We start from the raw sequence: 22,667 nt of genomic DNA on the forward strand, positions 1-22,667 counted from the left end.
GTGTATTCAGTGTTGTTGCCTGTGGTGGTCGAACTGACGCGGGTGTTGTTACCCGCTACAACTGAGCTGGTTTTAAGCTGAGATACGTTGGCTGCATCTGTGGGAGCCACGCCTGCTAACACACCGGTGATCTTTTTGCCGCCAGCGTTAATGCCACTCGCCGTTACGCTTGGACCATTTGTGATGATCAAGCCAGTGGTATCTAACGTGCTGTTGCCTGTGGTGACACTGCCAGTTGCCCCAAGATTAAGAGTCTTGTTCAAGCTCACTTGCACACCATCGGTTGTGGTGGTGCTAGTCAGGTTGTTATCACCTTTTACGTTGATGGTGCTACCTAACGCAAATTGGTTATTGGTTGTACCATTACCTACTTTAATGCCTAGGTTGGCTTTGCCTAATGCGCTATTAGCGGTTGTATTGGCGGTAGTGGCAGTAGTTTGTGCTGCATTGGCTGCATTTTGAGCATTGGTGACGTTTGTATTGGTGGTATTCAACTGACCAACGTTTACGGCGTCGTTAGTATTAATACCATCTGCTACGCCTTTTAATTGACGATCTACATTAGCTGAGTTCGCAAAGCTAACGCTTGTGCCGCCTGTTTGAGCGCCTACTGTGATTGGTGCTGTACCATTTGCTTGCTTTACTAAACCAGCAGTACCGGCAACGACAGCATCAGTCGTTGTTTTGACTGCATTAATATTATCAATTAACTTGCTACTTACTGCGTAAATCTGGCTGCCATTTATTGCATCGGTAGAAGTTGCAGATAACTCACCTGGTGCTACATTTTTTATTTGGCGCTCATTGCCAATAAGACCCACAGACACTTGGCGTCCAGCATCAGCGGCAGTACCAGCAAAGCTAGAGTTACCTACAAATCCTGTAAACTCAACACCATTCACGGTCTGTTTTGTGATCTTAGTTGCACTTCCGTCAGTTTGACTACCTGCACCTATAGCAACTGAGCCTTCTTTAGAAGCATTTGCTGATACACCAAACGCGGCAGAAGCAATACCCGAAGCTCTAGTTTGCGTGCCAAAGGCAGTTGATAAAGCGCCACTTGATAAAGATTGCACACCAATAGCCACTGATGCAGCGCCACTAGCTTTCGTATCTACGTATTGGGCTTCAGGAGTACCTGCTGACCCACTTCCTACTAAGTTACGGCCACCAGAGTACTTTTTAAAAATTGTATTTACTTCACCGTTATTAGTAGTAGCACCACTAGTTTCTGAACCGTTTATATTAGTTTTTGAAGCTCTATTTAAATCATCTCCACCGATAGCAATAGAAGAGCTGCCTGAAGATACAACGTTAGCACCAACAGCAATAGATTGATCGCCACTAGCGGTGGTTGGAGTGCCTCCTCCATCAGTTCCACCGATAGCTATTGATTGAGTTCCTGCTGCATTAGCATATGCTCCAACAACAACTGCACTAGTACCACCAGAGGTATTATCTCCGCATAGAACCTTATTAGTACCTGTACAAGCAGCCATCGTCGGCACACTCATTCCAGCAGCCACTAACCCTGCACACAAAGCACTCAAGCGCAATAGTCGCGTGCCTCCTGTTGTCACACTAGCACCTGCATTAGAACTGACAACACCGCCAGATGACTTACCACGGCTTTTAGCATACTCTGCGACGGCCATAAAACAATTTAATGAGGTATTCCAAATAACTTTGTAATTACGGTTCATACTGAATTTCCCTGTCTTCATTAAAAGATGAATAGCTTAGTGATTATGGCGAAGCATAGATGAGCACAAACTACTAATACGCTAAACTGCTATATCTAAAAATTACTTAATTAAGATTTAAAAGTCTATAAACATTTAGAACTTTTGTTTATTACATTTTAATACATATATGTACAGAAGCACAACGTCACTCATCTTAAAATTAGAACCGCTCATCAGTTTTTTCAGTAAGATAGAACTTATTTATTTAAAATTATATTCATTTAAATACATATAATGAAAATAGCATTCTATTAATAATAGGTAGATAATATAGAACTAAAGTCTATGCTAGGTATATAACTAAACAGTCATTCACCTCCTAGCTAAAATAAGCCTCAAAAACGACTTTCTTTTGATAGCGTAAACCTCCCGTTTAAATTTAGTTAGTTATGATGGATGCAAAAAAGCCCCAATCTTGTGATTAGGGCCTCTTTGTATAGTTTAAGTGATTAAGTGATTCTTTTAAAATTATTTAGAACAATTCACTTGTCTCTTTCTTGAGCTGTTTAAGCACCGTTTGATATTCGCTATCGCTGGTTGCAAGTGTGCTTAAACGGCCATAGCGTAGCTTGCGATAGTGTTGTTGAATCTGCTCAATTTTTACTTGAACAGTTTTTGAGTCACCACTAGCAGTTAGCTTACTGGCATTATTATGCTTACTACTATTTTGACCACTGTCATCATCAATTACGCTTGCCAAACGCGCAAGCCAAGCCAATTGGCCTTCGCTATCATCACGAGCAAGCGACTTATCCGCTTTAGCGATGCGTTTTGAGAGTTGGGCAAGTGGCAGGTCTGCTGGATGCCAACGTTTGCGGCGACGCTGCCAGATAACAAACACAAGAATCGCCATAACGCTAATGGCACTTACTGCCAACCAAGTGATTTGCTGCATAATTGAGCGAATATTAAACCATTTGAGCAATGAGTCAGCTTGCTTATCCTGATCATAACCAACGACGTCTTTTTGCCAATAGTAGCTCGCTTGGTCTGATAGACGGCGTAAGGTTTGCAGCATTTGATACTGCTGATAGCTGATTTGTGCCCCAGCACCATCGCCGAACATTGTCGCTCCTCGCGCCTGTGTCAGCGCATCCATGCCTTGCTCGACGCGCTCAGGGGCGACAAAAGCCGTGGGATCGACACGTACCCAGCCTTGACCCTCAAGCCAGACTTCCGTCCAAGCATGCGCATCCATTTGCCGCACTTCCCAAACGTTACCGTTACGGCTAGGCTCACCGCCTTGATAGCCTGCCACTACTCGCGCAGGAATACCAGCAGCGCGCAGCATAAAGGTAAAGCTAGAAGAATAATGCTCACAAAATCCCGCTTTGGTGTCAAATAAAAACTCGTCAATACGGTTGGTATTTAAACGTGGCGGTGATAGCGTATAGCGAAATTCGGTTTGATTTATCCAGCGCTCGATTGCCTGTATATAACGCACGGGATCCGAGTCAGACTGGGCAAATAACTGCTGCGCCAGTAGGCGTGCTTGCGGATTACCGCTACTTGGCAATGCAAGATTAAGACGGCGCGACTCATCAGACAGTACAGGGTCGATACGCATCGGCGCAAACTGCAAGACATCGTAGCGCAGCTGCTGGGTAACCGGCTGATCTTTTTTTAAGGTAAAATTTGAGGTAATACTGATATCTTGCTGCTGAGCAAAAGGATAATCCAGGCCAAATAGCCAGTTTTGCTGCGTCGGCTCTAAGATAATTTGATAGCGATTCGGGGTAGTTTTCACCTCATCAGGAACAGTCGCTAAGGCATTCGCTATCCAATTTGGCATTCGCGGCGCGGGTTGCCATTCTCGTTGCTGCGAACTGGGACGCCATGTGACCCCGTCAAAATCACTAAAAACCAAACCACGCCAATAGAGCTGCTGTTGTGGCGGGCGCTTATCTGCAAACTCTACCCGAAAAGCCAGCTCAGTTGACTGACCCAAATTGGCAAAGTCGCCGGGCGACATACTGTCAGAGACACCTGTAGTCGCTTGCTGACCTGAGAGCTGTACTGACCATAGTGGCGGCAAGCGTGGAAAGAATAAAAACAGCACGACCAACAGCGGCAATGCGCCAATACCCAGCACACCCAAAGTACGCAGGCGACCATCACCGCGAGTATTGCCATCATCGTTAAGCGCTATAAACGCTAATAATACAATGACCGCACCGATGATTACCTCTACTGTCGTCACAATGCCTTGATCCATCAAAAACAGTGAAGCAAGGACAAACAAAGATAAATTGAGCACCACATAAGCATCACGGCGCTTGTACAATTCCCACAGCTTACTGATAAGGCACAGCACTAAAAACGCCACGCCCATATCCAGTCCAAATGCCGTGTTATAGGTCAGCCATAAACCTACTAGCCCAAGTAAAAAGCCAAGCATTTGCATACTTTGATAGACACGTTTTAAATGCGTCAGTTTTTTAAACTTAGCTTTAATACGCGGTAGTTGGGCAATGATACTGACCAGCGCAAAACCTATGAGCCATAACGGCAAGTGCGCTGCATGCGGTAAAATAACGATAACTTGCGCAATCAATACCCAATAATAGGCTGGCAAGGCAAGTAGCTTGCGAGTCCATTTATGATGGCTGCTCACGCCATTAGGGGCACTGATATTTTGCCCCAATGCCAATTGCGCAAAGTTCGCAGGGTTTATCTGTGTCTCACTTGCAGCATGGTGTTTGAAGTTGTTCATGGTGATTTTGCCAATCTTAACAAACAGGCTTGTGCAAACGCCTCGCCTTCGCCCATCGTTGCAGTAGCATGCTTATTAACCGTTATCTCATTGGGTAAGCGCATGTTAAATGGGACGCCAAGTTCACCCAATGTCAGCACCCCGTACGCCATTTGCGCCAGTTTTTGTTCATGCTGCGCCGCTGGCATATCAGTATAGTCTAAGGTTTGCTCATGGCCAACAGGATCAGCGAAATGCTTGGTAAACATCCCTTGGCCGCGCGCCACGTGACCCCAAGAAACGCGTGCTAACGACTCGCCTTCGATATAGTTATCAAGCCGCTCGAAGTCGTCTTGACCTTGGCGATATTGCCCGCCTATCGGCAAATCCTCCGGACTGGCAATGGCATATTGTGCTTGCCAATCAAAGGTTTCAGGTTTTGGGTAAACCCACGCGCTACGGGCGAAATAGACATATGACCATGCGCGCATAATCCCTAAGGGGTAAACGGTTTTTATTTTTAATCTTGGTAGTTGCAACTGCCCACGACGATAAGTCTGCACCGGCAAACGAATGATTTGCTCGTCTTGTAGGCGCGTGACCAATACTGAGAGCTGACTATCAGCATTAATCTCATGCTGGTTATCGTTGTTTTTATCGGCTTTTTTATAAGGCTTTTGCTCAGTCTGCTCAGAGGCAACTTGCTCAAAGGTAAATAATAACTGTCGTCTTGGTCGGCGGCTGTCATTACGCAGCTGCAACGTGACCCAAACAGGCGCGCCGGCTTCCGCCATGGTGACATCAAGCAGACGGACTTGCAGACCCGAGATATGGGCGAAGGTTACATGAAAGCTAATGAGCCAGACGCTAATGAGATAAAAGCACAGCCCCAATACCAAGTTATTACCATAGTTGATACCAGCGATAAAGGTGATGATTAATAAAACGGCAAACAGCAACCCTTCACGGCTAAAAAAGATATAGACGTTACGCAAATTCAGCGTCGCATTATCGCTTTTGGGGGCACGCGCGGCAAACCAACGGCTTAATAATGATCTAGCTGGTACGGTTAAGGCTTTTGGCAATATGCTCATGACTACCCTATCCTTACCATAAAAGATGCAAACAATTAAATAACGACAGCCACGTCTGCCAATATACGTTGAGCGATAGTTTGTGTGACTTGTCCGCCAGTCACGTGTGCAGGCACGAAACGCTGGCCAAGTCGATGGTCAGTGACCGCCGCAAACACCGCTTGAATATCTTCAGGCGTCACTTCCATATGTCCCGATACATAAGCATAGGCTTGCGCCGCACGCTGTAGTGATAGTACGCCACGCGGTGATAAACCATGATAATCAAAGCTTGCACGCGTTTTTGCAACCAGTCTTTGCAGATAATCCAATACTACATCAGCGACATAAACCTGCTTGACGCCTTGCTGCGCTAATAGGACCGCCTCGGTATCTAGTACGGCGCCAAGCTGTTTTAATAGCTCACGGCGATTTTGTCCCTTTAACAGCTCGCGCTCAGCGGCAGGCGATGGATAACCAAGCGACAAACACAATAAAAAACGATCTAGCTGCGATTCAGGCAGCGGATAGACGCCCGCTTGCTGCAAAGGGTTTTGGGTGGCTATGACAAAAAATGGCTGCGGCAATGGATAGGTTTGACCATCTTGCGTCACTTGCCGCTCTTCCATGGCTTCTAATAACGCGCTTTGGGTTTTAGGGCTAGAGCGATTGATCTCATCGGCGAGTAACAACTGCGTAAAGATAGGACCGGCACGAAACTCGAATTGCTGCTGACTTTGATCAAAAATACTCATACCCAAGATATCTGCTGGCAGCATATCATTGGTAAATTGCACACGGCTAAAACTCAACCCGAGCAATTGCGCCAAGCCTTGCGCCAACGTCGTTTTACCCATACCTGGCAGATCTTGCAACAACAAGTGCCCGCCTGCCAAAATACCACTGAGCGCCAGTTTAACCACCTCGGGTTTATCTAGCACTATTTGATTTAATTGCGCCATTAGCTGAGCAATTTTTTGCTGATTATGGCGATAGTCATTGGTGGCTTGGTTCATTATCGATTCTTGGCTCATTTTTTAATGAAATAGGTTAAAAAAAAACACCTCTCTGTCAGGTACTTCTCAATCAGGCGTTGCTGCTATTTTGTTTCATCAACTGTTGGTACCGGTGCCCGCAGCGTAGATAAATAGGCAATCACATCGGCACGCTCCTTACTATCGGGCATCGGATCTGACAGCATTTTTGAGTCGGGCATGGCTTTTTCAGCATCAGCGATATAAGTGTCTAATGTTTTGGCATCCCATACCCAACCTGAAGTTGCAAGCCCTTCGCTATAAGTATAATCCTCTAGCTCAGCGGCTTTTGCGCCATAAATATTCATCAGCTGCGGCCCTTTTTTATTGAGCCCAGGGTTAAGCTGATGACACTGACCGCATGCGTCTTGGTATATCAGCGCACCGTTATCGGCATCGCCCTCAGTATAAAGCGGCAGCGTAACCGGATCTCGATAATCAGGCGGTGTTTTTTCACAAGCGGTGAGCAATAGCATAGCGGCACATACAGCGCCTAATGGGTATCTTTTGATAATAGACATGGTGGAATAATCTTAAATTGAGAAGCATGGGCTATGTATGCGTCTATCTCAACCACAATACAAGATAAAAAGGACAAACATACATAGCGCTGCGTAGAAGTATATATCGTTGCTAACCGTTAAATATGGGTTATGTGGTAAAAATAAAAATTAGTTACCTAGACTTAACTCTCGCTTGCCACTTTTATGGTATTACTAGGTGCTTCTAAATAATAACCCTGTAAGTAGCGTGCGCCCACGCTCCACGCGACTGACATGGTCGCCGCATCTTCAATATATGGCATCAAGACATCAACGCTAATTTCATTGGTACGCATGATGAGCGACTTAACCGTTTCTAAATTCTCTGGGTTATCAAGGCTATCGACATAATTGCGGGCTAAGCGCACCATATCAGGCTGCACAAAATTGGCCAGCTCAACCGATTTAGCAGACGAGCCAAAATTATTAATACCCAGCTGACAGTTTACTTGGTTAAGCGCTTTAAATTGCGATTTTGCGACAGTCAAATGATCGGCAATGTCTTTTTCGTTAAACTGTAAGGTTAACGCGCCCGCTTTGCCACCAACAGCATTGATGAGTTGACTAGCGACGCTCGGCAGTTTTTTATCTATCAACGACGCATTGGTCAGTTGTACCAATAACCTTGCATCTGGATGGGATTTACGCACGTCATTGATTTTTTTACAGGCATTGATCAATATCCAGCGGTCAATTTTTTCAAGGAGCTTGTGCGCTTTGGCCACCGCCATAAACTGGTCGGGGGTCAATACTGTATTATTTGCATCCGCTAGTGGCAAACGCAGATATACTTCAAAGAAATCACTACGATCATGATTGATATCATATATGGGCTGGAAAGACAGCTCAAAGCGATTATTAGCAATGGCATCGACTAAAGACTCAGCAAGGGCATGATCATCACTATTGGCATGTTCGCTGGCGTCATACAGATGGTATTTATCACCGTGATTGGAGGTTTCAATCATAATTTGATTGATAGCATCTAGCGCCCGCTCGAGCAACACTCTTGGCTCAGGCGTATTTTTTTCTATTTTTACGATCGCAATACTTGCTGTGGTACTTGTCGTCCGTTTATCTACCTCGATTAGCATGTCACTAATGGTCGAGCCAATTTTCTTAGCCAATTTCTCAAGCGCAGCGGTATTTTGATTTTCTACCAAGATAGTAAAAGCGGTATCGCTAAAGCGGCTCACATAGCTGTCTGCTGCTACCTCATTTGTCATTAGCTCATCTAAGGCATACGCGACTTGTTGTACGGTGGTATCAACACCTTGTAAACCTAAGCTACTTCTAATCTTACCCACATTATCGAGTTGAATATAAAATAATCCTGCCGTCAAAGCGCCTTGTTTCGCTTGTTCATACACTTTAGTCAGCTGCAATTCAAAGCCGAGGCGATTATCAATACCCGTTAAGCTGTCTTTACGTTCGGCTGCTGCCAAACGCTTGGCAACGTCGGCGCTATTAGTGTTATTTTGCTGAATAATAATTTGGGTAACGGGCTCGCCATCAAGCGTCGCGACTGCCAGCTGTAATTTTGCTTCAAAGGTACTGCCATCGGTACGTTTGCTTTCAAAATTAAACTCAACATCTTTGCGGTTGCCTTTATCAAATTGACGTAAAAACTGCTTAAAGGCTTTGACATTATCACCGCCTGCTATTAAATCAATTACCGGTATACCAATAATGTCATTCATTGATTCAAAACCAAACAACTGTAAGTACGGGTCATTGGCAAAAATATGAATACCTTGATCGATATAAGCAACGGCACTTTTAGAGTTTTTAATCAGCACATTGGCGCGCTGCTCTGCTTCAGAGATGACATGCTGTAAAGTTTTAAGCTGTTGACGACTGCGTAGGTTGTCATGGAGCAAACAAATCGCCATGACTACTGCCATTTCTTGATCGGCGCTCAGCGCTTTGACCATTGTGCCATTTAAAATAGAGGGTAAGCCCGCTTCGTTATGAGCATTGGCTATCGTATCTTTATTTATCAAACAAACCGATGGCAAATCAATACCTTGCTCTTGGACAATACCGACTACCTCGGTAAAGTTCATATCATAAGCTTGCCCAAACACCAAGGTATCCCACGGCTGGCGTAACGCCTTTAGCAGCTCCTCTTTATCATCTAAAAACCCCAAGTTCACACTATCATAATATGAACCTAGCAAGTCGACGATACGCTCAGCATAGAGCTGATCGTCATCGATTACTAATAAGTTTAAGATGGACTGAGTACGCATAAAAAGCCTTTTAAATGGTAGTAGCGATTTTTTCATTATAAACAATAATGTAATCGACTGCTGCTTAAGTTACAACCTCAATGCGATGTTATAAACACTTAAACAAACTTAAACCAAACATGCTTAACCTATGATCAATTCTTAAGTATTGATCGTCCTACACTTATCTAAGCTATTAATAGATAACTATTTAAAGTTGTACCACTTCATATTGGCTAAACTCGTCGTTCATCATTAAACGCCGTACCAAGCGCAATGTTTTTTGTTTGCTATCAATACGCATCATGACTTTATCTCCTACTTGAAAATGGGAAGTCGGCACGATCAAACTACAAACAGTCTGTAATTGCTCATCGCCCCCAACGACAAGCGCTGGTACAAAATGCCGACTGCGATTGTCTCTATTGTGCAGACGAATACCACAGGCGATGAGCTGATGACCAAGTACTTGCCAATCAATTTCAGGCTTTTCGTTATCCATCTCGCGCCAGCGTACCACCCCTATTGACCAGTCAGGTGACGCTGATTGATGAGGACGACATAATAAGAACAGACTCATAATACGCAGTGATGGCGGTTTAATAGAATCTAGCACGTCATTATTAGCAATCCTTGCTATATCTTTTATACCTTTAGGACTATAGTCTTTTTCGAGGGTATCATTTGTCTCTCTGCTTTTTATTGATGCCTCAGGGCCAAAAAATGAATGAACGTTTTTGCACGCCATATGCTCAGCCGTTGCCACTGGTTCTTTTGGTTTGGGCAATAATCGCAAGGTACGAAAAATAGAAAAATCGTCATTATTGACAGCGCCATCATTAAATCTACCGTCAAATGTCTCTACCGCTAACCCTTTATCGTTGGCATGTTTTTTTGGCAAGGTATCGTAGCGGGGTTGCTGATAATCTGGCAGCACTTTAGCGACAATCAAACTTGATAAGCTTTGCTGGTTACTGACGCGGTAATGAATGTCATTGAATCGCGTGATGACGTAAGCCTCTTGTTTGGCACTTTGCTTGATGGGTAGTGTCAAGCGAGGCTGGATATAGCGATAGCTTAATGTCATGGCAACCGTGTTAAGCAAGCAATATTCAGCGCCTTCTCGACCTTCCTCGATAAGTTTATCCCTACGCGATTTCAAATGAGCGACCAGCGCCGCTAACTCGATAAATACACAATCATGATGGGCATCATAAGGATTGATCGCACAATGGGCGGTCAAATACGTCGGTGCGCTGTCACTATTTAAATTGACGAACACCTTTGTCTCCGTCTGCGGCTCTACTGTTATAATAAGGTGTTCACTCCACTCTAATAGCAAACGCTGTACCATCAAGATATTGGCTCGGCGCATGGCACGCACGTTTAACAAGCTATGCAAACATAACTGAGCATATAACTGATGGATAGTATCCGCACAGTAGGTGGTGATATAAGTACTGACATCAATATCCACTGTCCGCTGTTGGCAAGCCATATAGTAGAGCTGATTAATATTAGACCATAAGGACGCTGTAGGCTTTTGATAGCAAAGCGCTTCTTCAAACAGTAACTTTTGATACATCAGCAGCGTCTGATAGGTTGCAATGGCCAAAGTAATCGGCGAGGATTTGTCATTGGTAAAATAGCGCTGCCACAGATTGGTGGTTGATTGCGACTCATTATCTGCTAAAAAAATAATCTCTCGTTTTATAACGCCGTCGTAACCCATAATCATTAAATAGTATAGCGACTTCACTTGTGCCACATAATCCAACTGATAAGCGTTGAAAGCCTGCGTCTCATAGATATAATGCTGGCGCAGCAGCGCAATCAGCTGATTGGCCGCATCCAGCACAATATTAAATAGCGTCAGACGTTGTCGATCATCTATATTTGCCGTGCGCAATTCTGTAAGCACTTGTTCTAATTGCTCTATTTGCTGCGTCTCTGTTTGCAGGGGCAACAGCGCAGCCCATTTGCGCAAATGCTGCTCATCGCTATTAAACGATCTAGGCAATGGTTGCGATAAGGGCGCATTCGTTGTTAAATACTGCTGAAATGTCGATAAATTTACCATTACTATCCTTAGTAATTGCGTAGGCTATCAATAGAAGTCTATCTCTAGAATTTACCTTTATAGACGACGCTTAGGCTTAAACCACTCAGGTACAAATCACTTAGCCAAAAACACTTAAGCACAAACCTCAAATCCGACCGCTAACTGCTCTACAAATAAGTCTGATCTGTGTTTTTTTAAAGATGCTGATTTATGGAATTTTTTAAACTTATCACTGAAAACGACTGTTAATAATAATTTAATCGTTATTTGTCTACTAAAATTCTGATGTACCATATTGCCTATTTTAAGTTTCATTGTAAATATCAATCGGTACTTTAAAGGGTTTATTCGGTAGTTCGCGCACCAATTTTGGCACTAAATAACCAGGTAATACTGCCAGTAACGACCAATAAAGCGCAATAGCAGCTTGCTCGTCACTATCAAAATGGGCAGCACCAGCTACCTTATCCAATACGTGTAGATAATAAGGCAGGACGCCAGCAGCAAACAAGCGCTGACTCAATGCTGTTTGCACCGTCACGCTATCATTGATACCCTTTAACAGTACCGCTTGGTTTAATAAAGTGACGCCCGCTGCGCGCGCACGCTGCAAATACTCAGCGGTCAGCGCATCAATCTCATTGGCATGATTACAATGAATCACCATCACTATTTGGCAGCGACTTTGCGACAGTCTTTCTAATAGCGCCTCATCTAAACGCGCTGGAATGACCAATGGCAAACGGGTATGCAGCCTGATGGTGGTCAGTTGCGGAATCGCCTCTAAGGTATCGAGCCAAGCAAATAAGCGTCTGTTGGTAACATTTAACGGGTCACCGCCGCTTAAAATCACCTCGTTAATCTCAGAATGGGCGCTAATATAATTGATAATATGCTCTTTGGCATCGGCGGTTGGCATATTGGCGCTATAGTCAAAATGCTGACGAAAACAGTAACGACAATGGATGGCGCAAGCACCCGTAATGGTTAATAAGACTCTTGATTGGTATTTATGCAGTAAACCTTTCACCGGATTGTGCGTATTCTCGCTTAAAGGGTCTGCCACATAACCGGTCACAGCAATTTGTTCTTGTTTATTGGGCAATACTTGTTTAAGCAAAGGGTCATCAACGTCACCAACCGTCATTTTTGCCACAAAACCGCGCGGCACACGCAGCGTAAAATGTTCAGGTATATAGACCTCTGAGCGCAATGATTCAAGCTTTAGTAGCTCAAGCAACTCATCAATAGAGGTTATCGCTTCGGATAATTGCGTTTGCCAGTTTTTTTGTGTGATTAAATGGTTTATCATGACAACCTTATACCTGTGCCCAAAAGCCGCTATTATACGCTCTTAGTACGTCTGCTATCAAAGCATACGAATTATTCATAAACCTCGAGCGTCATAGACAGCTTTAGCACAGCAAGGCGCAAACCCCACATCCAATTATTGATGACAATACTTACAACCCTTAGGAGTCTTCCGTGGCAAGTTTTTCTACTAACGAATTTAAAGCTGGTCTCAAAGTCATGCTCGATGGCAACCCGTATGCCATTCTTGAGAATGAGTTTGTCAAACCGGGTAAGGGGCAAGCCTTTAACCGTGTCAAAATGCGCAACTTACGCAGTGGTCGCGTGCTCGAGCAGACGTTTAAATCAGGCGATAGCTTGGAAGCGGCGGATGTTATCGATACAGAAATGAACTATCTTTATAACGATGGTGAGTTTTGGCACTTTATGCACCCTGAGAGTTTTGAGCAATTACAAGCCGACAAAACCGCGGTTGGTGATGCGCTAAAATGGCTAAAAGAAAACAGTAACGCGCTTTGCACCATCACTCTATTCAATGGTGTGCCGTTATCTATAACGCCGCCTAACTTTGTTGAACTGCAAATTACTGAAACCGATCCTGGTGTGCGCGGAGATACGTCAGGTGGTGGCGGCAAACCTGCAACCCTAGAGACAGGTGCTGTGGTACGTGTACCGTTATTTGTCCAGCAAGGTGAAGTGGTTCGTGTTGACACCCGTACTGGTGATTACCAAACGCGCGTTAACTAAGCGTCTTTATCTCGTTTAAAAAAAGCTTAACCGCTATTAGGGGTTAAGCTTTTTTAATGTCAAATGCTTTTTAGATGAGGAAATTATTCTTCCATCGATTGCTTATACATCAGCCAGTATTGCACCAAGGCATTAAGCTGCTCTTGTTTAAAGGGTTTGGTGCAATAATCCTGCATACCGACATCAAGATATTTTTTACGCTCACCATCCATCGCATTGGCGGTCAAGGCGATGATAGGCGGCAATGCTTGCGGGTCATAAAGCTCATGCAGTTTAATCGTCGCTTGTACACCATCCATAATCGGCATGTGATGATCCATCAAAATGACATCATACTGCTCAGGATTTAACGCAAAAACCTCTATGGCTTGTTGTCCATCCGTGACGTGAGTGACCGTATGACCGCTATTGTTCAGTGCTTTTTTAGCAATCATGGCATTGACGCTATCATCTTCAACCAGCAATATATGACCAATAAGCTCATGACTTGGTTCTGTCATACCAAAGTCGTTTGAGTCTTGCCAGCTCTCGTAATGCGCTTCATCGATAGGAGGTAGCGGCAATAATACGGTGAAAGTCGTACCAATACCGACGGCACTATCTACTTCGATATAGCCGCCCATCAGCTCTACCAAAGATTTACAAACTGACAGACCTAGACCTGTTCCACCATAAAGGCGATGAGTCGATTTATTGGCTTGATCATAAGCATCAAATATCGCCTCTAAAGATTCTGGCTTGATACCGACACCGGTATCTGTAACCTCAATACAGAGCGTCATGTCTTGATGATTAACCGAACCACTATCATCAGTATTATAATGAGACGCTTGCTCTACTTGTAGCTCATGACTGCATATAGACTTATGATTACCGTATTTATCCTCACAAGGGTTGTTTTCCATGTGTTTAACGTCAATGGTCACCCGTCCGCCTTCACGGGTAAATTTAATGGCGTTATTGACCAAATTCACCATGATTTGTTTGATGCGTACCGGATCACCCTTGATATAAGGCGATAATGCCTCGGTATAATGATAATCTAACGTCAAACCTCGCTGACGGGCTTTGACCGCAAACAAACTCACCACTTCGTTACAAAGGCTCGATATATTCATCGGTATTGAATCGATGGTCATTTTGCCTGATTCAACTTTTGATAAATCTAAAATACCGTTAATAATCGCCAATAAGTGCTCGTTTGAGACTTTAATATTATCGACGTACTCTTGTTGTTCAGCGCTCAGCTTAGTCTCAGCGAGCATCTCAACCATACCAATGATGCCATTCATCGGCGTACGTATTTCGTGGCTCATGTTGGCCAGAAACTCTGACTTCATCTCATTAGCATGCTTGGCATGGCGCTGCTGGTCTTGAAGTTTCAAAGCATCGGCAGCCATCGCAGCAAACTGCGCCAATATATCTGCATCCTTTTCGGTAAAATCGTGGTGCGCTTGCATATCCATCAAACATAAAGAACCCAAACGATAGGTCTTGCCATCTTCTTGCATAATAATCGGCGCGCCCGCATAAAAACGCAAATATGGCGCTTCTGTCACCAACGGGTTTTGACTAAAGCGACTGTCCTCTGTCAAATCTGGCAGTACCAAAACCTCATCCGACAGGACAGTATAATTACAAATAGCGACTTTGCGTGATGTTGTACAAATACCATCAAGCCCGTGTACCGATTTTAAATACTGGGTTTCCTCATCCATAAAGGTAATGGCTACGACTGGCATATTAAAAAACAATTTCGCAAGCTCGGTTAAACGCGCAAAAGCAGGTTCTTCATTATTGTTGAGTACCTGATATTTTTTGAGTTTACTAATACGCTCAGCGTCTTCCGCAGCGACAGGATAACGATAACCGATTTCTGACGAGTTAGATGTAGACAAAATGGACTCCGTTAATTCAGGTCAGACGCTTGGCTTGACCGCCGCCTGTTTGAGCAATAATTGTAATGCTTCACTAACCATCAGCATCGCGACCACTGAGGTGACGACGACCGCCGAACCATAGCCACCGCAGTGTAAACCGCCTGTTTGACAGCTTTTATCAACACGCGGTGGCTCTGTCGAATAGACACATTTGATGCCAAATCTCTCTTTAAGCGTACTATTAATCCCTTTTTCGTGGCGCAGTTTATTGCGTAGCTTTGCCAACAACGGATCTTGATAACTATCGCGTAAATCGCTTACACGAATTTGACTCGGGTCTATTTTACCACCTGCTCCGCCTGCACACACCAATTTTAGTTTGTTAAAACGGCAATGCAGGGCAATAGCAAGCTTAGCATTCATATCATCAACACAATCTAAAATAACAATTGGATTTTTTTGCATAGCCATTTTTGCTTGCTCGCGCGTGGGCAATAATGCTGCGACATTTTCAGGTGTTAAAAAATCATCTATCAGATTTATTTCAACTTTCGGATTAATCTCACGGATACGTGTTGCCATTGCCGCAATCTTACTTTGACCAAAGGTACTGTCTAACGCGGGTAGCTGACGATTGACATTTGACGCCACCAATATGTCCAAATCAATCAATGTAATCGTACCAACGGCGGTGCGAGCCAGCGCTTCTGCCGCCCAAGAACCCACCCCGCCAACGCCAATGACGTAAACATGCGCTGCGGCAAAGGTATCGACAGCAGAGGCACCATACAATGTTTGCGTGCCTTTAAAACGGCGTTCATACTGCTCGGACGAGTCATCAATCACATCGACGCTGTCAGCAGCAAGTTGTTGCTCGCTGCGCGCAGTGACCTCTTTATTAACTAAAGTATCTGTTTGCTTTATAGTTTGCTGCAATTGTGTCTCTTCGGTCATAACAAATTAAAGCTCGATTAAAAGGTTGTTTATTATTAATAAGTATCTTGGACTACTCTTGAACTGGATAACGCCAATCGGTACGTAAAGCATTGCAACTGTTGTGCCAAAATTGCTCGGCAAGCGTCTCGGTTGGCACAGCAAGTAATTCACTTAAACTGCCTAATACATAAGGTAAGTTGGCTGGGACATTTCTATCATGAGCGGGTGCATCGCCCCATTCATCATCTGGGCTTTGGCCAAGTGCTGACTGACTACCGCTCGAAACTTGACACATTATCGGCGTCATATCTGGGCAATCTGTCTCGATGACCAAACATTCAATACCATAAGTATCGACCGCTGCTTGAATCGCACGGCGCAGCTTTTTGGCATTTGGATTGGTCACCTGACCGGTCACCCCAAGTTTAAAGCCCAGTTTTACAAAGGCTTTTGCTTCTTGTTCACCGCCACTAAAACTATGGGCAACGCCGCCAAGCTCATGAGCATCATAGTCATGCGCCTTTAACAACGCCAATGCTTCAGCATGCGCTTTACGGATATGTAGCATCACAGGTAACTGCTGGCTCACCGCCATATCCAATTGGGCTTTAAAAAAACGCGCTTGCTTGGCGACCATATCAGGCTGTTTCATCTCATCCGTAAAGGTATCAAAGCCGATTTCACCGATGGCCAAAGGACGTTTGTCATTTAACATCTGCGCCATGTTTTCTAAATGCTCATCCGTATGATTATCGATATAAAAAGGATGCAAGCCTAGGGCAATATGCGCATGCAGAGAGATTTCTTTTTGCTCAAATGTCTGTCCTGCAATAGCGTGCACCTGTTTATTAATAAATTCTTTAGTTGCGTATAAACGGTCAAAATGCCGTTGTAAATACCCTACCAATACCAAATGGCGCACGCCTCGCTGATACGCTTTTTGTATTTGCTCCTCTCTGTCGACATCAAACACGGGAGCGTCAAAATGGGTATGGGTATCAATGAGAGGAAAAATTGTAGGCAATTTCTCATTAGCGTTAAATGAGGCGTAAATCGCAGTCATCAATAGCCTCCAAATTTAATGGTTTTCATTATTTTTCTTAAATATAGACGTTTATTTTAAATTAGAGACTTTATTAGCTGCTTTTTCGTCAGGCACTTTATCATCGTTATTATGATTTGATAATTGGCTATCGGCCTTTTTACTACTACGCCGCGGAATCAGTAATAAAGCCATGGTAACCGCACTTAAGGCTAACCATTTCTTTTTCTTTTCATTATCAAGATTGCTCATTAGTGGCGCCTATAGGTTCTAGCTACTTTTAAGATTCTAGCTATTTTTACTATTAACTTAAAAATCACTAACTTAACCCAGTCTACTTAAAGGACAGTTATTTAAATAATTATCTTAAAAAATTGCTTATAAAAGCAATATGTTATTAGATTCACTCTAATTATACGCTCCTCTAAAATGTACTGTGTTTATCTGTGTTATGAATACGCAAGCTAATGTACGGCAGCGCTATCATGCCGTACATTTACTGATGAGATGGGCTGTATTCTAATCAAGAAGTTAGCGCCTGCGTTATCCATTCGCAAGCGCTCTATATTAGAATTTAGCGTTTTAAAGGATACGTGGTGATGCCACTACTACTTGGCGTATCTACTTTGGTAAACCCTTGTGAAGTGGTTTTTGGCGTTTGGTCACGCTTAGGTACCAGTGGATTGAGTGGCATCAATTCATAGTCTGCGCTGACATTGCCATTCCAGCCTTCTGTACCGCTAAGTGGCAGCTGTTTAATAGTGCCGTTTTTGTCGATAACCAACTGTAGGACGCGCATCTGATTGTATTTGCGCTCAGTCACACTAGCGACAGCGCCGCCGTCACGTAAGATGGTCGGCTGCAAAAATATGATTAAGTTACTCTTTTGCGTGCTGTCATTATCAGAACGGAACAGCCGTCCGATGACGGGTACACTGCCCAAACCGGGAACTTTTTGTTGGCGGGTAGTGGTGTTATCGCGCATTAAACCACCCAAAGCAATGGTTTGCTGATCGTCGGCTAAAATCGTGGTATTAATCAAGCTTTTATTGGTAATCAGGCCACTGGCATTGGCGGCACTGCCAGGTACTACCGACGAAACCTCTTGCGAAACCTCTAGACGTACGGTGCCATTGTCGCCGATATGAGGTATAACATTTAGATTAATACCAATATCTTGGCGATCAATGGTCTGGAATGGATTGGTTGATGAGTCACTGCCTGTGGTATAAGAGCCGGTGACAAAAGGCACGTTTTGACCGACCAAAATACTGGCCTTTTCATTATCCAAGGTTAGAATTGATGGCATCGACAGCAGATTGGCGCTGGTCGACGAATCAAGCGCTTGTAAGATTGCACCATAAAACTGAGTATTACCTTGGCTGTCTTTTTTACTATCACCGATGCCAATTAACGCCCCAGCAATAGAACCTGCTGCTGCACTAATATTTGCGCCACCTGATAACGCGGCGGCGGCAAGCGAGACGGCACTCGCGCCGACGTTATTAAAGTTGACCACGCCATAGCCACTATTGGCATTACCCAGCGCCCATTGTACGCCAAGTTGGGTAGCGTCATCGCCTGAAACCTCGACAATCGCCGCTTGAATCAAAACCTGGGCACGGCGGCTATCGAGCTGAGCGACGGCATCCTCAATCTCAAACATCAGCTCGGGCGCGGCATTGACGATAACAGCATTTTGCGTTTCATCCGCGATAATGCTAAAAGGTCGCCCGCCGATACCATTACCTGTGCCACCTGAACTTGCCGTAGATAACGCTGCTCCCGTAGCGCCAGTACTGGTATTCGTAGCACTGTTGGTAAGCGCATTAGTATTATTGTTAAGGGCTGAGCCTGTACTACTGGCGCCGTTTAGCGAAGCTGACTCTAAGGTTGAAGCCGCACCAGCGCTATTAATAGACTGACTGGCAAGCAAGCCGCGCAGCATCTCTGCAATGTGACCGGCACTGGCATATTTTAAGCGAAAGACGCGCAGACCACTTAAACGTCTCGAAGGCGTAGTGTCTAATTGATTGACCATTTCTTGAACTTTGGCAATCATCTCCGGACTGCCTTTGACGAGCAGCCTATCACTAGAGGTGTCAGCGATGACTTTTAGCTGATTACTGCCACCTTGTGCTTGCCCGCTACCTGCGCTTGCCACCAAGGCACTAATCAACTCCATCATACGCTCAGCGTCGACATGACGCAGCGGTATGACTTGCAAACTATCATTGACGTTGCTGTCTAAATCGCGGATAAGTGACGTGAGCTGATTAAGACTATCAGCACGGTCAGACAATACTAGCGCATTAACGCCCGGTACCGCTGCTGCGTGCGCCGACTGCGGCATCAAGGGACGAATGACACCAAGCACTTCTGCCGCTTGGGTATTGGTCAAATAAATCACCCGTGTCGCTAAGGCTTCACCGACACTGTCCCCGCGTAAGTCCACCGCCACGCCAGATTGTTTGGCGACGTTATCTGGTACCAGCTTAATGGTCGTACCCGAATCGATAGCGGCAATACCATTGACCTGCATGACACTTAAAAACAGCTGAAAAATCTCGTCACGCGACAGCGCTTTATTAGAGATGACCGTGACGTTACCGTTGATACGCGGATCAAGGACAAAGTTTTGATTGGTAATGGTCGCCACTTCATTAATAAAAGCTTTGATATCAGCATCTTGCAGATTAACCTTCCAGCTTTCTGCATTGACAAGACCTGTACTCGCTGCCCATAAAGGAACGGCTAAACATAGCGGCCGACACAAACGCATCAAACGCTGCAAGATATGGTACAAAGGCGTGACCGAAAAATTTTGAGAACTGACCATATTGATAATTACCTACAGTGATGACGCGGATATACTGATTTTCGTGCTTGCTGAATAAAACTTTTGCTAAATATAATATGAACCAAATGTATTAACCGATGAACTTTTTAACTAAAACTGCTGGCGAATGGTGATAACTTGATCGCCGCGCTGTACTTCTATTTGCGCTTCGCCAGATTGTTTGACTTGCTGCAGTATACTGGCATCTTGGCCGGGATTGCTGCCAACGCTTTGACCATTAACAGTTAGTACCTTATCGCCCGGCTCTAGCCCTAAACGGTTACGCAGTTTGGCTGGCATGGCGGCGGTGACCTGATAGCTTTCTCCAGATGCCATCACTCCCATCCGACTTAAATAACTGGCTGGGTTTGACTGTAATTCGGTAACGGCTTCATCAATTGGCGACTGCGGCGCGCTTTGATCGGTTGCCTGACCATTTTCTTGGCCATTTTGCTCAGTTTCAGGATTGCCTTGCTCGGACATTGGCGCATTAGACAGGTTTGGCAACATACTATTATCGGGCAAACGCTGATTGCCCACCGCACCCGCCAGCATGGCACTTTGATCAAGCGGCATGGCTTCTGGCATTCTGATGACGACTTCTTTATCGTAAGCATCGGCGATAATGACTTCATTCCAATCGACGGCGACCAGCGTATAGTCACTGTCTTTTAAAGTGTCACCGATACGGTAATTTTTTACTTCGCCATTGACGTCCAGCATCGCCGAAGACAGACTCTCTGGTATGGCGATAAGTACACCTTTTAACAAAACATTGGGCGGCGGTTGTACGGGCGCAGCGATAGGATCAGGGTCCGCAAAAATGGCAAATAAACCACTATGATCTGTACTACTGTTCGCCGTACTCTGCAGAGGAGCAAGTGGTAAGGCAGGCGCTAATGGCGCAGCCAGCAGCAACCAAAGCAAACGCGCCGCGCTCCAGCATAGCCAAACAATCGCTAATAGCAATAGTGCTGCTGAAAAGCGATTTAGGGTATTAATAACAGGTTTTAAACGGCTAGATACATCGGCAACATTCATCATCTAGCGCGCCCCTAAGCCACTAAGCAATGGCTGGCGCACACTGACCACAGGCGTGTCTTGCGGAGCTTGCCCTTTATATTCTGGCATATTTTCTAGTAAACGCTGGGTTAAGCTCACATCTAGCATATTATCGCCATCGATATACAAATCGCCCAAGCGCTTATCTTGATTGTTGATAAGATTGACATGCAGCAGATTTTTATTATTTTTTTGCTCGGCACTGAGCTCAGCTCGCAGCGCAGGCATGGTGAGATAAAAAACCTTACCACCGCTAGGATAACCGACTTCGCCACCAACCCACGTTAACTGACCACTGGCCTCACTAAAACCGGCGGCGTTTCTATCTGAACTGCTTGCTTCAGAATTTTTAGCAGATTGACGTTTTAATGAAACGTTATTGACCTGAATGGGGGTATTAGGCAGCTGCCAATCGACCACATTTGATAAAGTTTCAGGGGCAATCTTACCGCTCATGTTTTGAATTTGCCATGAGCTGGTGCCTACTTTCACCTGACCATTTAAGCGGGTCTGCTCTGAGCTGATATCGACCTCTGCGCCTAATTTGCCTAATAGTAGATGCCATGGCTGCCACGACCACTCAGCAGCACCGGTAAGCGGTGTTGCTGACACAGGTAGCTGCCAAATCGCTGAGCCCTGCCATAAATTGCCAGACACATGTTGTACATACGGCGTATCAGGGGCATATTTTTCAAGCAGCCACGCGGCAGGCATTTGCAACACGGCAAATAGCGCAAATAATATAAAGCCAAGTAGCCACCAGAGCTTGCGGGGACGCTTGTGAGACGACGTGGAAACGTGAGGCACGGTTAGCTAACTCTTATAGAAGACAAAAACGTCATTATCATAGCAAACAATGGCGTACAGATGACAGAAAAAAAGCCAGTATCTTTGCACCAAAATAGTGGCGATAAAGAGACTGGCTTTTATCTAGCAACTTATTTTATAAAACCATCATAATTAATAATACATGAAAGCAGAATAGAATAAGCCTTTAACCAAGAGTTTTTAAATGGCTAAATGGCAAAATCCTCAAGCTTGCGACCTGACGCTAGTGCATCTACCAACCAAGTCGGTTTGCGTCCGCGTCCAGTCCAAGTTTCTTCATTATTATCGGTATTGCGATATTTAATGCTGCGTTTTTTCTCCAGCTTCTCGCCCGCTTGTAGAATTTCTTCGATGCTGGCATCGCTTTCTTCAGCGATTTTTTCAAACTGCATATAGGCGTCATATAAACGCTGATGCTGTTTTTCTTCAATCAATTGCTGCGCATTTTCAGTAATCGCACGTAGCTCATCAACGTTTAAACTATTTAAATCTATGACGTTATTTTTGTTCATCGTAAACTCCACTTTTATATTAAGGTTATAACCGAGTTGGATTTTTACTAAAAACTTATGCGTAATAAAAATCGTAAGTAGCAGTAATATAAACAAAAATATAAACCGCTACAAGTATTGATTGATATTTA

17 protein-coding genes are annotated in these 22,667 nt (G+C 44.5%); 1 reads left to right on the top strand and 16 read right to left on the bottom strand.

Translation table 11 applies throughout. The annotated features are described in order from the left end of the window. The 8 genes from B2866_RS05605 to epmB form a co-directional block, all read right to left on the bottom strand. Positions 1–1,703, bottom strand: a 1,703-nt coding sequence (locus tag B2866_RS05605) for an ESPR-type extended signal peptide-containing protein (protein ID WP_296191443.1), incomplete at its 3' end; no start/stop codon positions are given. A 514-nt stretch (positions 1,704–2,217) separates the two neighbouring features. After that, positions 2,218–4,458, bottom strand: a complete 2,241-nt coding sequence (locus B2866_RS05610) for a DUF3488 and transglutaminase-like domain-containing protein (RefSeq protein ID WP_296191446.1) — start codon at positions 4,456–4,458, stop codon at positions 2,218–2,220. Beyond that, a complete protein-coding gene (locus B2866_RS05615; RefSeq protein WP_201589287.1) occupies positions 4,455–5,531 on the bottom strand; it encodes a hypothetical protein in 1,077 nt (358 codons plus the stop codon). The genes B2866_RS05610 and B2866_RS05615 overlap by 4 nt, the downstream gene beginning before the upstream one ends. A gap of 35 nt (positions 5,532–5,566) precedes the next feature. Continuing rightward, entirely contained in the window at positions 5,567–6,526 is a 960-nt protein-coding gene (locus tag B2866_RS05620; RefSeq protein ID WP_296191451.1) for an AAA family ATPase, read from the bottom strand. Between the two features lie 83 nt (positions 6,527–6,609). Continuing rightward, complete coding sequence (locus B2866_RS05625; protein WP_296191453.1) at positions 6,610–7,065, bottom strand: c-type cytochrome; 456 nt, start codon at positions 7,063–7,065, stop codon at positions 6,610–6,612. 164 nt (positions 7,066–7,229) lie between these two features. After that, positions 7,230–9,338, bottom strand: a complete 2,109-nt coding sequence (locus tag B2866_RS05630; protein WP_296191456.1) for an EAL domain-containing protein — start codon at positions 9,336–9,338, stop codon at positions 7,230–7,232. A 190-nt stretch (positions 9,339–9,528) separates the two neighbouring features. Next, the gene (locus tag B2866_RS05635; RefSeq protein ID WP_296191458.1) at positions 9,529–11,397 is read right to left on the bottom strand and encodes a hypothetical protein; all 1,869 of its coding nucleotides are present in this window, start codon (positions 11,395–11,397) and stop codon (positions 9,529–9,531) included. 286 nt (positions 11,398–11,683) lie between these two features. Continuing rightward, the gene (gene epmB / locus B2866_RS05640) at positions 11,684–12,691 is read right to left on the bottom strand and encodes an EF-P beta-lysylation protein EpmB (protein WP_296191460.1); all 1,008 of its coding nucleotides are present in this window, start codon (positions 12,689–12,691) and stop codon (positions 11,684–11,686) included. 173 nt (positions 12,692–12,864) lie between these two features. Here epmB and efp point away from each other — a divergent pair, with 173 nt between their 5' ends. Further along, positions 12,865–13,437, top strand: coding sequence for an elongation factor P (efp, locus tag B2866_RS05645; RefSeq protein ID WP_102077618.1), 573 nt, complete (start codon positions 12,865–12,867; stop codon positions 13,435–13,437). Between the two features lie 83 nt (positions 13,438–13,520). Here efp and B2866_RS05650 read toward each other — a convergent pair whose 3' ends face one another. The 8 genes from B2866_RS05650 to B2866_RS05685 all read right to left on the bottom strand — a co-directional run bounded on the left by B2866_RS05650 (position 13,521) and on the right by B2866_RS05685 (position 22,536). Continuing rightward, complete coding sequence (locus B2866_RS05650; protein WP_296191462.1) at positions 13,521–15,335, bottom strand: GAF domain-containing hybrid sensor histidine kinase/response regulator; 1,815 nt, start codon at positions 15,333–15,335, stop codon at positions 13,521–13,523. A gap of 21 nt (positions 15,336–15,356) precedes the next feature. Continuing rightward, positions 15,357–16,163, bottom strand: coding sequence for a tRNA threonylcarbamoyladenosine dehydratase (locus B2866_RS05655; protein WP_409520832.1), 807 nt, complete (start codon positions 16,161–16,163; stop codon positions 15,357–15,359). A 160-nt stretch (positions 16,164–16,323) separates the two neighbouring features. After that, positions 16,324–17,316, bottom strand: a complete 993-nt coding sequence (locus B2866_RS05660; RefSeq protein WP_191690413.1) for a TatD family hydrolase — start codon at positions 17,314–17,316, stop codon at positions 16,324–16,326. A gap of 51 nt (positions 17,317–17,367) precedes the next feature. Continuing rightward, a complete protein-coding gene (locus B2866_RS05665; protein WP_068403893.1) occupies positions 17,368–17,547 on the bottom strand; it encodes a hypothetical protein in 180 nt (59 codons plus the stop codon). Positions 17,548–17,869: 322 nt separating this feature from the next. Then, positions 17,870–20,134, bottom strand: a complete 2,265-nt coding sequence (gene gspD / locus B2866_RS05670; RefSeq protein ID WP_191690411.1) for a type II secretion system secretin GspD — start codon at positions 20,132–20,134, stop codon at positions 17,870–17,872. A gap of 111 nt (positions 20,135–20,245) precedes the next feature. After that, positions 20,246–21,178: a type II secretion system protein N gene (locus B2866_RS05675; RefSeq protein ID WP_296191468.1), complete on the bottom strand. Its 933-nt coding sequence runs from the start codon at positions 21,176–21,178 to the stop codon at positions 20,246–20,248. Next, the gene (gspN, locus tag B2866_RS05680; RefSeq protein WP_296191470.1) at positions 21,179–22,003 is read right to left on the bottom strand and encodes a type II secretion system protein N; all 825 of its coding nucleotides are present in this window, start codon (positions 22,001–22,003) and stop codon (positions 21,179–21,181) included. Positions 22,004–22,212: 209 nt separating this feature from the next. Further along, positions 22,213–22,536: an H-NS family nucleoid-associated regulatory protein gene (locus tag B2866_RS05685; RefSeq protein WP_068403902.1), complete on the bottom strand. Its 324-nt coding sequence runs from the start codon at positions 22,534–22,536 to the stop codon at positions 22,213–22,215. Between the last annotated feature and the right edge of the window lie 131 nt (positions 22,537–22,667).

The organism is Psychrobacter sp. UBA3483, from assembly GCF_002377905.1.
Lineage (GTDB): Bacteria > Pseudomonadota > Gammaproteobacteria > Pseudomonadales > Moraxellaceae > Psychrobacter.

Excerpts from the sequence above, each read along its gene's own strand:
- B2866_RS05675 (WP_296191468.1), bottom strand. The coding sequence starts at position 21,178 with ATGATGAATGTTGCCGATGTATCTAGCCGTTTAAAACCTGTTATTAAT.
- B2866_RS05630 (WP_296191456.1), bottom strand. The coding sequence starts at position 9,338 with ATGCGTACTCAGTCCATCTTAAACTTATTAGTAATCGATGACGATCAG.
- B2866_RS05625 (WP_296191453.1), bottom strand. The coding sequence starts at position 7,065 with ATGTCTATTATCAAAAGATACCCATTAGGCGCTGTATGTGCCGCTATG.
- B2866_RS05665 (WP_068403893.1), bottom strand. The coding sequence starts at position 17,547 with ATGAGCAATCTTGATAATGAAAAGAAAAAGAAATGGTTAGCCTTAAGT.
- B2866_RS05610 (WP_296191446.1), bottom strand. The coding sequence starts at position 4,458 with ATGAACAACTTCAAACACCATGCTGCAAGTGAGACACAGATAAACCCT.
- B2866_RS05685 (WP_068403902.1), bottom strand. The coding sequence starts at position 22,536 with ATGAACAAAAATAACGTCATAGATTTAAATAGTTTAAACGTTGATGAG.
- epmB (WP_296191460.1), bottom strand. The coding sequence starts at position 12,691 with ATGATAAACCATTTAATCACACAAAAAAACTGGCAAACGCAATTATCC.
- gspD (WP_191690411.1), bottom strand. The coding sequence starts at position 20,134 with ATGGTCAGTTCTCAAAATTTTTCGGTCACGCCTTTGTACCATATCTTG.
- B2866_RS05615 (WP_201589287.1), bottom strand. The coding sequence starts at position 5,531 with ATGAGCATATTGCCAAAAGCCTTAACCGTACCAGCTAGATCATTATTA.
- B2866_RS05660 (WP_191690413.1), bottom strand. The coding sequence starts at position 17,316 with ATGACTGCGATTTACGCCTCATTTAACGCTAATGAGAAATTGCCTACA.
- B2866_RS05635 (WP_296191458.1), bottom strand. The coding sequence starts at position 11,397 with ATGGTAAATTTATCGACATTTCAGCAGTATTTAACAACGAATGCGCCC.
- B2866_RS05620 (WP_296191451.1), bottom strand. The coding sequence starts at position 6,526 with ATGAACCAAGCCACCAATGACTATCGCCATAATCAGCAAAAAATTGCT.